The organism is Algorimicrobium echini (genome assembly GCF_900115185.1).
In the GTDB taxonomy this organism is placed as follows: Bacteria; Bacteroidota; Bacteroidia; order Flavobacteriales; family Flavobacteriaceae; genus Algorimicrobium; species Algorimicrobium echini.
This window is the reverse complement of the sequence record NZ_FOVN01000004.1, coordinates 263,131-276,629: the sequence shown is the minus strand read 5'-3', so window position 1 is coordinate 276,629 and position 13,499 is coordinate 263,131. Positions and strand designations below refer to the sequence as shown.

Sequence of the window (13,499 nt, the reverse complement as noted above, 5' to 3'; positions counted from 1 at the left end):
AAATAATTTCGAGGTTTTAATCTATGTAATGTCACTTTTTACAGTTTTTTGGCATTCTTCACCTTCTGATTAGTGAGTGCTAACTTAATAACATCGCTCATTTCAGACACATAATGAAAGGTTAAACCTTTTAAATACTCTGGTTTAATTTCTTCAATATCTCTTCGGTTTTCTTCACACAATAAAATTTCTTTTATACGCGCACGTTTTGCAGCAAGAATTTTCTCCTTAATACCACCTACTGGTAATACTTTACCGCGAAGCGTAATTTCGCCTGTCATGGCTAAACTATTTTTTACTTTTTTCTGCGTAAATAAAGACACTAATGAAGTTAACATCGTAACACCAGCACTTGGACCATCTTTAGGTGTTGCGCCTTCAGGTACGTGAATATGCACATTATACTTATCAAAAACTTCGGGATCTAAACCTAATTCGTCTGCATTAGATTTGATATACTCCATGGCTATCGTAGCTGACTCCTTCATTACTTTACCTAAATTACCTGTAACAGTTAAGTTTCCTTTTCCTTTAGATAAAATAGATTCAATAAATAAAATATCACCTCCTACGCGTGTCCAAGCCAAACCTGTTACAACACCTGCAACGTTATTATTCTCATACTTATCGCGTTCCAATTTAGGACCTCCAAGAACTTCAACAATATCGGCATTAGAAATTTTCACATTGTAGGTTTCTTCCATAGCAATGTTTTTGGCTGCATAACGCACCATTTTGGCTAATTGCTTTTCTAAACCACGAACACCAGACTCTCGGGTATAACCTTCAACAATTTTCTCTAATTGCGGCTTGGCTATTTTAAGATGTTTTTCAGTTAAACCATGCTCCTTTAATTGTTTTGGTAATAAATGGCGTTTTGCTATTTCTACTTTTTCTTCAATGGTATAACCTGTTACATTTATAATCTCCATTCTATCCAATAAAGCTGGCTGAATGGTAGATAAACTATTGGATGTTGCTATAAACATAACTTTAGACAAATCGAAGCCCATTTCTAAAAAGTTATCATGGAACTCGCTATTTTGTTCAGGGTCTAAGACTTCTAACATGGCTGATGACGGATCGCCTTGATTCGAATTAGACAATTTATCAATTTCATCTAATACAAAAACGGGATTGGATGTTCCTGCTTTCTTTAAGTTCTGTAAAATACGGCCTGGCATGGCGCCTATATAGGTTTTACGATGGCCTCGTATTTCTGCTTCATCCCGTAAACCACCTAAAGACATACGTACATATTCACGACCTAAAGCTTCTGCTACCGACTTACCTAAAGATGTTTTACCAACTCCTGGAGGTCCATACAGACAAAGGATTGGCGATTTCATATCGCCTCGTAATTTTACAACGGCTAGATGTTCAATAATTCGGCGTTTTACATCTTCTAAACCATAATGATCACGATCTAGAATACGTTGGGCACGCTTTAAGTCGAATTTATCTTTACTAAATTTATTCCAAGGTAAATCCAAAAATAAATCCAAATAATTGCGTTGAATAGAATACTCTGCAACTTGCGGATTCATGCGTTGCATTTTAGCCAATTCTTTTTCAAAGTGTTTGGCTTCTTTTTTTCCCCATTTCATTTTTTTGGAACGCTTACGCATTTCCTCTAACTCTTCATCATGACTTACACCACCTAATTCTTCCTGAATGGTTTTCATTTGCTGATGTAAGAAATATTCACGCTGTTGTTGGTTCATATCACTTTGAACCTTGGATTGAATATCATTTTTAAGTTCCAATTTCTGAAACTCCATATTCATATACTTCAACGTTTCAAGCGCACGATCTTTTAAATCGTTTGTTTCTAATAAACGTTGCTTTTCCGCTACACTTAAATTCATGTTAGAGGATACAAAATTTATTAAAAACGAATTACTTTGAATATTTTTTATAGCGAAAGATGCTTCACTAGGAATACTTGGACTTTCTTCTATAATTTGAAGTGCCAATTCTTTAATAGAATCGATTATCGCTTCAAATTCTTTATTCTGTTCAGCTGGCTTGGCCTCTGGAACATCTTCAATAGTTGCTTTTATATAAGGGCTTTCTGTTAGAACTTCTTTTATTTTAAAACGCTTTTTACCCTGAATAATAACGGTTGTATTACCATCGGGCATTTTTAAAACTTTTAAAATACGTGCAACAGTACCCGTTTCGTGAATATCGGTAGCTTTTGGATTTTCAATGGTTTCATCCTTTTGTGATACAACACCAATAACCTTACTACCTTTATTGGCATCATTTATCAGTTTGATGGATTTATCACGACCAGCTGTAATAGGAATTACCACTCCAGGAAATAAAACCGTATTTCGTAATGATAAAATAGGAAGTGTTTCTGGTAGAGCTTCCTTATTTATTTCTTCTTCATCTTCAGGTGTCATTAAAGGAATTAATTCTGAATTTTCGTCAAAATCTTGAAATGACAAACTGTCAAGGCTTAAAAAATTAGATTTCTTCATAGATATATTTAAGTCATTCTGTCATTAATCAGTTATAATAGCAGAATTTTCTTTAAGTTTTAATAATTCATTTTATAAATATACATCTCGCAATCAGCTATTCATGCTGTATTATTACGGTATATTTGCCTATAGTATTCAATTAATATGCCATGAATTTATTGTTGCTAAAAACTTTTTATCTAATAAAGTGTAACACTTTTGTTTTTGTAGCATCTTTATACTAACAAACTGATTTATTTTTGACACTAACCACAAAAAATACTGAAGAACTCATTGCTTTGTGCCAATCTGGTAACCAACACGCGCAGTTGGAAATTTACAACAGGTATTACAAAGCCATGTATAATACAGCTTTTAGAATAGTAAAAAATTCTTTTGAAGCGGAGGATATTATGCAAGAAGCATTTCTATCAGCTTTTACCAAACTTAGCAGTTTACAAGAAGCATCGACATTTGGCGCTTGGTTAAAACGCATTGTAGTAAATAAAAGTATTTATCATTATAACAAAAACGGTAAATATCAAAACATTCCTGTAGACGGGGTTTTATATAAACTGGAAGATGAAAGTTCGAGTATAAGCAGTGAAGAAACAGAAAGCGGTAATAAAGTAAAAGTAATTATACAGGCTATAAATAGTTTAAAAGATAATTATAGAATTGCTTTAACACTGCATTTAATTGAAGGGTATGATTATGAAGAAATTGGCGATGTTATGAAAGTTTCGTATGCAAATAGTAGAACCACTATTTCTCGTGCCAAAGAAAAATTAAGACAAGCCCTAGAGCCTATTATAAATTATTAAAAACAAGTATTATGAAACCAGACGATTTAGACACGTTATTTAATGACTTACAAGCTGATTTTGATATACAACAACCTGCAAAAAATCATGAAAAACGGTTTTTAGATAAACTTAACAAACAATCTGGAAATTATAAATCCAATGGCTCCATAAGAAAACTCTGGTTACCTGTTATTGGAATTGCAGCCTCTATTGTTTTATTAATTTCCTTAACAGTTGGAACCAATTCAAATCCAGAAATAACAGGATTAGCAAGTGTTTCGCCAGAAATGGCTAAAACAGAAAGTTTTTTTACAGCCACTATTTCAGCTGAATTAAAAAAACTAGAAGCATCATCTAATAGTGATACCCGTTTATTAATAAAAGATGCCATGGTGCAATTAAATAGATTGGAAGCAGAATACAATGTTCTTATTTCAGATTTAATTGAAAGTGGACAAGACCAACGCGTCATATACGCCATGATTTCCAACTTTCAAAACCGAATTGAAGTACTAGAAAACACCTTAAAACAAATTGAACACGTAAAAGAATTAAACAATAATATATTAGAAAAAACCCTTTAATACAGAACTCATGAAAACAAATATCCTATATAAATTAACCCTAATTTTTGCGCTTCTACCAGTTCTAGTTTCAGCATCTGTTAATCCTGAAAACCGCGACAAACACACCGAAGAAAAAACAATTAGAAAGTCCTACAATGTTTCTAAAAATGCAACCTTAAAAATTGATAATAGTTATGGCAATTTAGACATTGTTACCTGGAATGAAAATCGTATTGAAATAACGGTAAACATTACAGTTAGTGGTAATAATGAAGATAAGGTCCGTGAAAAAATAGATAATATTCATGTAGATTTTGAATCGAGCACCAATTACGTGTCTGCAAAAACTATTTTTAATAAAGGAAAATCTAATTCATGGTGGAATTGGGGAAATAATAGTAGTATAAACATGAAGGTAAATTATGTGGTAAAAATGCCTATGACCAATTCTGTTGATTTAGACAATGATTATGGCAGTATTAACTTGGATAAACTAGAAGGGAATGCCAAAATTAATTGCGATTATGGTAAAATAACCACTAAAGAACTCATGGGTACCAATAATCAGATTGAATTTGATTATACCAAAAACTCCTATTTTGAATACATAAACAACGGAACTATTAATGCTGATTACAGCGAATTTACAGTTGCAAAAGCAAAAACCATCAATCTTGAAGCCGATTATACCAGATCCAAATTTGAAACGATTGAAGATTTAAAATACGATTGCGATTATGGTTCGCTAACCGCAGATAGAGCTAATAATATTGATGGTATTGGCGATTATTTAACCGTTGTTTTAGGTGATATTTATAAGAATGTAACTCTAGATTCAGATTACGGCTCTATTAAAATAAAAAACATCAAAGCAAGCGCCAGAAACCTAACTATAAATTCAGATTATGTAGGAATACATATTGGTTTTGAAACGGGATATCATTTCAACTTTGAAATAGATTTAGATTATGCCTCGCTTCGCAGTCATGACGGGTTTGAGTTTAATAAAAAACGAGACGAATCTACCAGCAAATATTACCAAGGTTATTATGGGTCCTCAACGACAAACAATAACATCAGGATAAATTCAGATTACGGAAGCGTTACCATTGACAAAAACTAAACACCAACCAATTAATAACCAATAACAACAAAAAGTATGAAAAATCACGTATTATTATTAGCCATCTTATTAACCAGCGCCATAAGCTGTGCACAATTCGGTAAAAAAGTTTCAGGAAACGGCAACGTTGTTACTATTGAAAGAACCACAGACGATTATGAGGGAATAGGATGCGCAGGACCATTCGATTATATTTTAGTAGCTGGCACCGAAGGAAAATTAAAAATTGAAGGTGAAGAAAATTTATTACAATACGTAATAACCGAAGTCAAAAACGGAAAACTAATTGTAAAAACAGAGAATAATATTAATTTAAAAACCAGCAGTGGTAAAACGATTAAAGTAACAATTCCTTTCAAGGATATTGATCAAGTTAGTTTAGCTGGATCAGGAGATTTATATACCAATGACCCAATTAATGCTGATGAATTTGAAGTGGATTTGGCAGGATCGGGAGATGTATCTTTGGATATTGTGGCGAACAAAATAGAAAGCCATTTGGCTGGTTCTGGAGACATTACATTAAACGGAAAAACAACCGATTTAGAAATTACAATATCGGGTTCAGGAGACTACAGCTGTTATGGTTTGGAAGCGGATAACACGGAAGTCACTATTTCAGGTTCTGGTGATGTTCAAGTGGTAAGTAATGCTTATTTAAAAGTGCGTGTTTCAGGTTCTGGAGATGTAACTTACAAAGGAAATCCAGCAAAGGAAGACACCAAAGTATCAGGTTCTGGCAGTGTGAGTATGAAGTAAAATACAGACGAATTTTATTAGGAGCGATACAAAAAAACCCGAAGCACATGCTTCGGGTTTTTTGTAAAGTGACATTAAATTACGTTAATTTAATGTGTATTCTAATAAAGTAACAGAACCACCGCCTGAGATATATTCAATTAAGCCAATATCCTTTGCGTAAAAATAATCTGCTTCTTCAATTTGTCCCGATGCCGACACAACTAAATGCACATGTAAAACATTGGTATACGCAATTCCCTCTACGGTTTTAGTCATATCCCGTTCAATCATTTCTAACGTATATAGTGCATTTACAGGTGTATCTGGAATTCCTGGTGAACCATCTGTTGGTGTAAACGAAAGTGTATAGTTAACATTAGAACTCCATGTTTCACCGACTTCAGCATCATCCTTAAGCATATTTACTACAAACGGTGTTGACTGCACCTCAAAACCAGGAAGCTCATAATAAACTTCATTGCGCACATAATAATTGGCACCACCTTTACGCATCCATGCTGGAATACCTAATAAATTATCAAATTCAAAGTAATTGATACCATCAATAATTTCGGTTCCTATTATGGTATAGGTTTCTTCCGTTCCGCCCAATGCATTATACGTCCATGTATTCCCTTCTGCTCTTGGCCAATAATCTCCCGTAGTGTTGCCACTTGGTTCATTATTTCCATTGCCATCGGCACCGTTTAAGCCAGCATCAAGCGGCTCATTATCACACGCTGTGAAGGTGATAAAAAAGATTGAAATGGATAAAAGTGTCAAAGATTTTAGGTATTGTTTCATGTTCCAAATTTTATATTAAATTATAAGATGTTGTTAGATTCACGTGGCACTCTAAATAGAAGTAAAATTCCAAACAAGAAAAATACAAATAAAAATAGAATGGCATTACGCATGCTTCCTGTTATTTGATCTATAGTTGCAAAAATAATCATCCCAATGACAATTCCTATTTTTTCAGCCACATCATAAAAACTAAAATAGGATGTGGTATCTGCAGTTTCTGGTAAGAATTTAGAATACGTAGATCGCGCCAATGCTTGAATACCACCCATTACCAATCCAACAAATCCTGCAGTAATATAGAAATGAACTGGTGTTATAACAAAATAAGCGGCAAAACATAATAGCATCCATATAATGTTTACTGCTATTAACGTTTTAATGTTTCCAAATTTTTCAGACGCTCTGGAAGTTAATACAGCCCCAAGAATAGCGACTACTTGAATCACTAAAATACTTACTATTAATCCCATTGTTTTTTGGCTATCATCAACCCACTTAATTTCTTCTTCACCAAAATAAACTGCTATAAGCATAATAGTTTGTACCGCCATACTAAACACAAAAAAGGCTACTAAATATCGTTTTAAGCGTAAATTACTTTTTAGTTGCTGCCATACTTGGCGTAATTCTCTAAAACCATTTAATACTACATTACGGGTTACTTTTCTATCGTTTTTCACGCCTTTGGGTAATATATAAAAGGTATACTGGCTAAATAAAATCCACCAAACGCCAACCATAACAAAAGACCATCGCATCATGGTCATTTTAGCTTCACCAGTTTCTTGACTCATAACCATAATAAGGTTGATAATCAGCAAAATAACACTTCCTACATAACCTAATGAAAACCCCCTAGCACTAATACGGTCTTGCTGTTCTGGAAATGCTATATCTGGCAAATAAGAGTTATAGAAAACCAAACTTCCCCAATAGCCAATAAGTCCCATAAAGTAACAAACCAAACTAATATAAATGTGATCTAAACTAAACCAATATAATCCAATACAACCAAGACCTCCAACATAACAGAAAAATTTCATAAAGAATTTCTTATTACCAACGTAATCTGCAATTCCTGATAATAAAGGCGATAAAATTGAAACTACTAAAAATGTAAAAGCAGTTACAAATGTTATAAGTGCAGTACTCTTAAATTCATAACCAAAAGCAGGCACCACTTTTATTTCTGAAACAAATAATGCTGAATAAAAGATTGGAAAAATTGAAGAAGCAATGGTCAGGGTATAAACTGAATTGGCCCAATCATAAAAAGCCCAGGCATTTAGTAGCTTTTTATTGCCTTTTGGTAATGGTTGTTTCATAAAAAAAGCTGCCCATTTTTTGAGCAGCTCCTAAAGTAAACAAATATTTTTAAACGACTAATATTTTCCCAATGGTCTGTAATCAGTAACACCAAACTTTTTAGCTTCAGAATTTGCTTGAGGTACTAAATTGGTTAAGTTCTCAATTCGGGATGCATTTGCAGGGTGCGTGCTTAAAAACTCGGGTGGTGCTTGTCCGCCACTGTTGGCATCCATTCGTCTCCATAAATTAGCCGCTTCTTCTGGATTATAACCCGCTACTGCCATTAATATTAATCCTATTTTATCAGCCTCTGTTTCATGACTTCTACTAAATGGTAGCATAACACCTACTTGAGAACCAATTCCGTAAGATTGGTTAAAAATATCTCGTGTTTGATTGTCTTCAATCAATACATTTCCCGCTAAAGCAATCCCTTGCTGAATATATGCTGCACTCATTCGTTGTTGTCCATGATTGGCTAATGCGTGAGCAACTTCATGCCCCATGATAGCTGCAATGGCTGTTTCGTTTTCAGCTATTGGTAAAATTCCTGTGTAAAAAGCAATTTTACCACCAGGCATACACCAAGCATTAACTTGTTCCGATTCAATTAAATTATATTCCCATTTATAACCATCCAAATACCCTTGATAGCCATTTGCATTCAACCATCGCTCTGCAGAAACAGCTATGCGCTGACCAACACGTTTAATCATTTCAGATTGAGAGGTGCCTGATATTACTTTGTTTTCGGCTAATACTTGATTATACTGTTGAAATGAAGTTGGAAATAATTGATCATTCGAAACTAAAGCCATGGTTTGACTTCCAGTAAATGGATTTGTTGCACAAGATGCTACTAGAATAACGGTTAACAATCCACTTATTTTTTGTTTGAATTTCATGAGTTTAGGGTTTTCTTATTTTAAATCTACAAAAAATGAACCATATTAAATACACTAAAATCTGTAGGTTACAAATATATGCTATATAAATATAATTTTAAATAAGCTGTTATGTTTTAATGGTATTATCGACCAAATAAAAAAACCTATTATGAAATATATGCTATCTGCACTGTTATTAACACTATTTTTTAGTTGTAATAGCAATGCACAAAAAAAGAATTCTAATGACAGTAAAGCCTTTCCAATTACTAAAACAGAAGCGGAATGGAAAACAGAATTAACGCCTGAACAGTTTTATGTACTTCGTGAGTCTGGTACCGAACGTCCATTTTCAAGTCCGTTAGATAAAAACTTTAAAAAAGGAATTTATGTTTGTGCTGCTTGCGAAACACCTTTGTTTAAAAGTGAACATAAATTTGATTCTGGTACTGGGTGGCCAAGTTTTGATCGTGTTATAGCAGGCAATGTTGCTTTTGGAACGGATAATGATTTAGGTTATTCTAGGAATGAAGAACACTGTGCAACATGTGGTGGTCATTTAGGTCATGTTTTTAATGATGGCCCACAAGAAACTACTGGAAAACGCCATTGTATTAATGGTGCAGCTTTAAAATTTATTCCCGAGTCTTAAAATAAACGCATACAAATAATAGCACGAAACAAATACCTTGTAGAGTTTATATTTTTACGTCATTATTTAGCAGTTGTTTTTCTAAAATAGCCTCCACTTCCTCTGCAGTAGGATCAACGGCTAAAATTTCACCAGATTTTGAAATGAGAAACATTCCGCCTCCACCATTCATGATATTATATTTTTCCCAAATTTTATTTTCGTTATCTAACTCAATCAAATTTTTCCACGGCCATTGTTCAGCGTTCATAAACTTTTTATAAGCTTCTAAATTCTTTTTTTCTCCTGCCACTCCAACAATATCAAAGCCTTTATTTTTATATTTTTCATAAACAGGTTTCATAAGTCTGGATCTTACAATACACGGTCCACACCAAGTTGCCCATAAATCTAATAGCAATACGTCATTCTTTTTTACAAATGGTTTTAACTCATGATACACGGCATCCATATCTGGAGCCGAAAAATTAATGTATTGACCACCTGGTGTCATTTCGGTATAACCAATCCATAAGTTTTGAGATAACTCGGTATACGAATGATTTGGAAATGCTTCATTTAAATTATTTAAAGCGAAAATCAATTTCTCTTTAGGTGCAGGATTATAACTCAAACTTTGTAAATCTTCAATTAAAAGTGAATAACTAACAATTGATGGATTTTTGTTAATGAATGTATATTTTTCTGTCCAATACGTATCTTGAACGGTTGCCACTTCTGCATCTATTTTTCTACCAAGCTCATTTTTATCTAACCCTTGCTTTTTTAAAGCTTCCATGGTATTAAAATGAGTTTCACGTTCTTCAGGTGTTTCGGCTGTATTCAATTTTTCTAAAACTTCCTGATAGGTTTCAGAATACATGCTACTATAGGGTATGGAATCAAATATTTTATAAATACCTTCTAACTTTAGTCCGTAAGGTCTATTTATGTTTTCCTGATAGTCTTTAAATAAAGTGTTTATTTGACCACCTTTAATCTCATTTTCAAAAAAATCTGTCGCACTATGTAGAACAAATTGAATAGTATCTTGATCAGCATAAAATTCAATTGGTCTCCAAGCGCCTTCATTAAGTTCATCTTTAAAAACTAAATGGTACAATTCTACTTCTTCAGGATTAAAAGTAAATTCAAATTCCCAATCCAGAATTGGAATGGATGCAATGGTGTCAAACCGCGTATCTTGATGAGCTTTCACCAATATTAAAGTATCACTATCCCTTCCATAAACACACCCTTTAAGTACAGTAGCTTTGTTAGTTTTAACAGGTGATTTTGTTTCTTGTAGACATGACTGAAATAAGATAAGAGTTAACAATAACAAAGGGATGACTCGTTTCATAAACAAAATTTTAAAAAATAGATTTATAACAATAAACGTAAAAATAGTAAACTGGGAATATTAAAATGATAATTATTTATTATATCGGCTATGTTTCGTAAATTCGTAGCTTCAAAAAACGATTAAAAATTTCACGATGAGTAAATACGATATTATTGTTCTTGGAAGTGGCCCTGGAGGTTACGTAACTGCTATTAGAGCATCGCAATTAGGTTTTAAAACAGCTGTAATTGAAAAAGAAAGCCTTGGTGGTGTTTGTTTAAATTGGGGATGTATTCCTACAAAAGCCCTTTTAAAATCGGCTCAAGTTTTCGAATACTTAAAACATGCGGAAGATTATGGATTATCTGTAAAAGAAGCTGATAAAGATTTTGATGCGGTTGTTAAACGCTCCAGAGGTGTCGCAGAAGGTATGAGCAATGGTGTTAAGTTTTTAATGAAAAAAAATAAAATTGACGTTATTGAAGGTTTTGGAAAATTAAAGCCTGGAAAAAAAGTTGACGTTGATGGTAAAGAATATTCTGCCGATCATATAATAATAGCAACTGGTGCACGCTCACGCGAATTACCAAGTTTACCTCAAGATGGTAAAAAAGTAATTGGTTACCGTGAAGCAATGACTTTAAAAGAACAACCTAAAAAAATGATTGTTGTTGGTTCTGGTGCTATTGGTGTCGAGTTTGCTTACTTTTATAATGCTATGGGAACAGATGTAACCATTGTTGAATTTTTACCAAACGTGGTGCCTGTTGAAGATGAAGACGTATCGAAACAATTAGAACGTTCCTTTAAGAAAAGTGGAATTAAAATTATGACATCTTCCGAAGTTACTAAAGTTGATACGTCAGGAACTGGTGTAAAAGCCACAGTTAAAACTAAAAAAGGCGAAGAAGTTCTTGAAGCAGATATTATTTTATCAGCTGTTGGAATCAAATCAAACATTGAAAAAATTGGTTTAGAAGATGTTGGTATTGCTGTAGATCGTGATAAAATTCTTGTAAACGACTACTATCAAACAAATATACCTGGTTACTATGCTATTGGCGATGTAACGCCAGGACAAGCATTAGCACATGTGGCATCTGCGGAAGGCATATTGTGTGTTGAAAAAATTGCAGGACAGCATGTAGAAGCTTTAGACTACGGTAATATTCCGGGTTGCACCTATGCATCGCCAGAAATTGCGTCTGTAGGCTTAACAGAAAAACAAGCTAAAGAAAAAGGTTACGATATTAAAGTTGGTAAATTTCCTTTTTCTGCATCAGGAAAAGCAAGTGCTTCTGGAGCAAAAGATGGTTTTGTTAAAGTAATTTTTGACGCCAAATATGGTGAATGGTTAGGTTGCCACATGATTGGCGCAGGTGTTACAGATATGATTGCTGAAGCTGTTTTAGGTAGAAAATTAGAAACAACAGGCCATGAAGTATTAAAAGCCGTACATCCACACCCTACCATGAGTGAAGCGGTTATGGAAGCAGTTGCCGATGCTTATGGAGAAGTGATTCATTTATAAGGCCTATGCTTTACGATAGTTATTGGGAATTCAAAAATAACCAGACTTTCAACTCTTAAAAGAAATAAAATGCGATTCGAATTTTGAATCGCATTTTTTTTATGATTATTAATTAAAGTTTTCTCAAGTTTAAAAGTTCCTTACTTTAGGGTGTTTAAAAAGGAATAAAACTTTGTATAGCTAATTCATAACTTTGCAATCCAAAACCTACAATAACACCTTTAGCATGAGCTGCTACAAAGGATTGGTGTCTAAAGTCTTCGCGTTTGTAGGTATTTGAAATATGAACCTCTATAACTGGCGTTTCAATAGCCGCAACTGCATCTCCTATACCAACAGACGTATGCGTGTAAGCAGCCGCATTTAAAATAATACCATCATAAGTAAATCCAACTTCATGAAGCTTATCTATAATTTCTCCTTCAATATTGGATTGAAAATGTTCCATTGAAATTGATGGATATTTTGATGTAATGGTTTCAAAAAACTCATTAAACGTTAAACTGCCATAAATTTGCGGTTCCCGTTTTCCTAACAAATTTAAATTAGGTCCGTTAATGATGATTAATTTCTTCATAAAGTAAAGGTATAAAAAAAACCGAAGCGTTAACCTCGGTTTTTTTTATGATATTCAAAACATTTTAGAACATAAATCCAACGCCTACTTGCCAAAGAGCATTTTTGGCATCTACAGTTTCAAATAACGTATCGTCTTTAAAAATATCCGTTAATCCAAATGTATAACGACCATTTACAAAAAAGCCATTATCAAATTTATAGGCTGCTCCTAAAGCCAAACCTGTATCGAAATCTTTAACATAGGAATCGTCTTGATTAATTTCTATATCGCCTCCATCAGAATTTGGTTGAAAGTCTAATTCTTCATGAATTTTAAAACCAAATTGTGGTCCAGCTTCTACACTTAATCCTTTAACTAAATAAACTTTAACCAATACTGGTACTTGAATATAATCTAATTGATACTCTATATTATCATCCGTATCAAAAGCATTATCTTGATCTATTTCACGAACATCAAAACCTTGACCAGAATACATAACCTCTGGTTGAATTGATAGACGTTCAGTAATTGGAATTTCGGCTAATAAACCTACATTAAAACTGGTTCGAGATTCTAAATCATCAAAATCATCACTAGTTATTGTTGAAAAGTTTACACCTCCTTTAACACCTAATTGTATTGCTTTTGAATCTGATTGCGCAAAGGTTGAGGTTAAGGTAAAAAGGAATAATACGGGTAATAAAACTAATTTTTTCATCTG

The 13,499-nt window shown here is 33.4% G+C and carries 13 protein-coding genes; 6 read left to right on the top strand and 7 right to left on the bottom strand.

The window, feature by feature from the left end:
* Positions 1 to 38 precede the first annotated feature (38 nt).
* On the bottom strand, positions 39 to 2,489 hold the full coding sequence (gene lon, locus BM239_RS11250) for an endopeptidase La (RefSeq protein WP_092208622.1): 2,451 nt from the start codon (positions 2,487 to 2,489) through the stop codon (positions 39 to 41).
* 242 nt (positions 2,490 to 2,731) lie between these two features.
* Here lon and BM239_RS11245 point away from each other — a divergent pair, with 242 nt between their 5' ends.
* The 4 genes from BM239_RS11245 to BM239_RS11230 are packed head-to-tail and all read left to right on the top strand — an operon-like array spanning position 2,732 to position 5,725.
* On the top strand, positions 2,732 to 3,295 hold the full coding sequence (locus BM239_RS11245; protein WP_092208620.1) for an RNA polymerase sigma factor: 564 nt from the start codon (positions 2,732 to 2,734) through the stop codon (positions 3,293 to 3,295).
* Between the two features lie 11 nt (positions 3,296 to 3,306).
* Positions 3,307 to 3,861: a hypothetical protein gene (locus tag BM239_RS11240; RefSeq protein ID WP_092208618.1), complete on the top strand. Its 555-nt coding sequence runs from the start codon at positions 3,307 to 3,309 to the stop codon at positions 3,859 to 3,861.
* A gap of 10 nt (positions 3,862 to 3,871) precedes the next feature.
* Complete coding sequence (locus BM239_RS11235) at positions 3,872 to 4,966, top strand: DUF4097 family beta strand repeat-containing protein (protein WP_092208616.1); 1,095 nt, start codon at positions 3,872 to 3,874, stop codon at positions 4,964 to 4,966.
* A 36-nt stretch (positions 4,967 to 5,002) separates the two neighbouring features.
* Positions 5,003 to 5,725, top strand: coding sequence for a head GIN domain-containing protein (locus BM239_RS11230; RefSeq protein WP_092208614.1), 723 nt, complete (start codon positions 5,003 to 5,005; stop codon positions 5,723 to 5,725).
* 84 nt (positions 5,726 to 5,809) lie between these two features.
* Here the strand turns inward: BM239_RS11230 and BM239_RS11225 are convergent, their stop codons facing one another.
* The 3 genes from BM239_RS11225 to BM239_RS11215 are packed head-to-tail and all read right to left on the bottom strand — an operon-like array spanning position 5,810 to position 8,727.
* A complete protein-coding gene (locus tag BM239_RS11225; protein WP_092208612.1) occupies positions 5,810 to 6,511 on the bottom strand; it encodes a hypothetical protein in 702 nt (233 codons plus the stop codon).
* 20 nt (positions 6,512 to 6,531) lie between these two features.
* Positions 6,532 to 7,839, bottom strand: coding sequence for an MFS transporter (locus tag BM239_RS11220; RefSeq protein ID WP_092208610.1), 1,308 nt, complete (start codon positions 7,837 to 7,839; stop codon positions 6,532 to 6,534).
* Positions 7,840 to 7,896: 57 nt separating this feature from the next.
* Positions 7,897 to 8,727 carry a M48 family metallopeptidase gene (locus BM239_RS11215; RefSeq protein ID WP_092208608.1) on the bottom strand — a complete coding sequence of 277 codons (831 nt, stop codon included), beginning with the start codon at positions 8,725 to 8,727 and terminating at the stop codon, positions 7,897 to 7,899.
* A 151-nt stretch (positions 8,728 to 8,878) separates the two neighbouring features.
* Between BM239_RS11215 and msrB the strand changes: the two genes are divergently transcribed.
* A complete protein-coding gene (gene msrB, locus BM239_RS11210; RefSeq protein WP_092208606.1) occupies positions 8,879 to 9,361 on the top strand; it encodes a peptide-methionine (R)-S-oxide reductase MsrB in 483 nt (160 codons plus the stop codon).
* Positions 9,362 to 9,407: 46 nt separating this feature from the next.
* Here msrB and BM239_RS11205 read toward each other — a convergent pair whose 3' ends face one another.
* Complete coding sequence (locus tag BM239_RS11205) at positions 9,408 to 10,703, bottom strand: TlpA family protein disulfide reductase (RefSeq protein ID WP_092208604.1); 1,296 nt, start codon at positions 10,701 to 10,703, stop codon at positions 9,408 to 9,410.
* A 136-nt stretch (positions 10,704 to 10,839) separates the two neighbouring features.
* Here BM239_RS11205 and lpdA point away from each other — a divergent pair, with 136 nt between their 5' ends.
* Positions 10,840 to 12,216 carry a dihydrolipoyl dehydrogenase gene (gene lpdA / locus BM239_RS11200; protein ID WP_092208602.1) on the top strand — a complete coding sequence of 459 codons (1,377 nt, stop codon included), beginning with the start codon at positions 10,840 to 10,842 and terminating at the stop codon, positions 12,214 to 12,216.
* A 154-nt stretch (positions 12,217 to 12,370) separates the two neighbouring features.
* On the opposite strand, the gene aroQ is transcribed toward lpdA, so the two are convergent.
* Together aroQ and BM239_RS11190 are read right to left on the bottom strand one after the other, a co-directional pair.
* Positions 12,371 to 12,793, bottom strand: a complete 423-nt coding sequence (gene aroQ, locus BM239_RS11195) for a type II 3-dehydroquinate dehydratase (RefSeq protein WP_092208600.1) — start codon at positions 12,791 to 12,793, stop codon at positions 12,371 to 12,373.
* A 64-nt stretch (positions 12,794 to 12,857) separates the two neighbouring features.
* Positions 12,858 to 13,496: a porin family protein gene (locus tag BM239_RS11190; RefSeq protein ID WP_092208598.1), complete on the bottom strand. Its 639-nt coding sequence runs from the start codon at positions 13,494 to 13,496 to the stop codon at positions 12,858 to 12,860.
* Positions 13,497 to 13,499: the final 3 nt, after the last annotated feature.

Bases quoted from the DNA above. Each gene is read 5' to 3' on its own strand.
- lpdA (WP_092208602.1), top strand. From the start codon at position 10,840: ATGAGTAAATACGATATTATTGTTCTTGGAAGTGGCCCTGGAGGTTAC.
- BM239_RS11205 (WP_092208604.1), bottom strand. From the start codon at position 10,703: ATGAAACGAGTCATCCCTTTGTTATTGTTAACTCTTATCTTATTTCAG.
- BM239_RS11235 (WP_092208616.1), top strand. From the start codon at position 3,872: ATGAAAACAAATATCCTATATAAATTAACCCTAATTTTTGCGCTTCTA.
- BM239_RS11220 (WP_092208610.1), bottom strand. From the start codon at position 7,839: ATGAAACAACCATTACCAAAAGGCAATAAAAAGCTACTAAATGCCTGG.
- BM239_RS11190 (WP_092208598.1), bottom strand. From the start codon at position 13,496: ATGAAAAAATTAGTTTTATTACCCGTATTATTCCTTTTTACCTTAACC.
- BM239_RS11225 (WP_092208612.1), bottom strand. From the start codon at position 6,511: ATGAAACAATACCTAAAATCTTTGACACTTTTATCCATTTCAATCTTT.
- aroQ (WP_092208600.1), bottom strand. From the start codon at position 12,793: ATGAAGAAATTAATCATCATTAACGGACCTAATTTAAATTTGTTAGGA.
- BM239_RS11230 (WP_092208614.1), top strand. From the start codon at position 5,003: ATGAAAAATCACGTATTATTATTAGCCATCTTATTAACCAGCGCCATA.
- BM239_RS11240 (WP_092208618.1), top strand. From the start codon at position 3,307: ATGAAACCAGACGATTTAGACACGTTATTTAATGACTTACAAGCTGAT.
- BM239_RS11215 (WP_092208608.1), bottom strand. From the start codon at position 8,727: ATGAAATTCAAACAAAAAATAAGTGGATTGTTAACCGTTATTCTAGTA.
- lon (WP_092208622.1), bottom strand. From the start codon at position 2,489: ATGAAGAAATCTAATTTTTTAAGCCTTGACAGTTTGTCATTTCAAGAT.
- msrB (WP_092208606.1), top strand. From the start codon at position 8,879: ATGAAATATATGCTATCTGCACTGTTATTAACACTATTTTTTAGTTGT.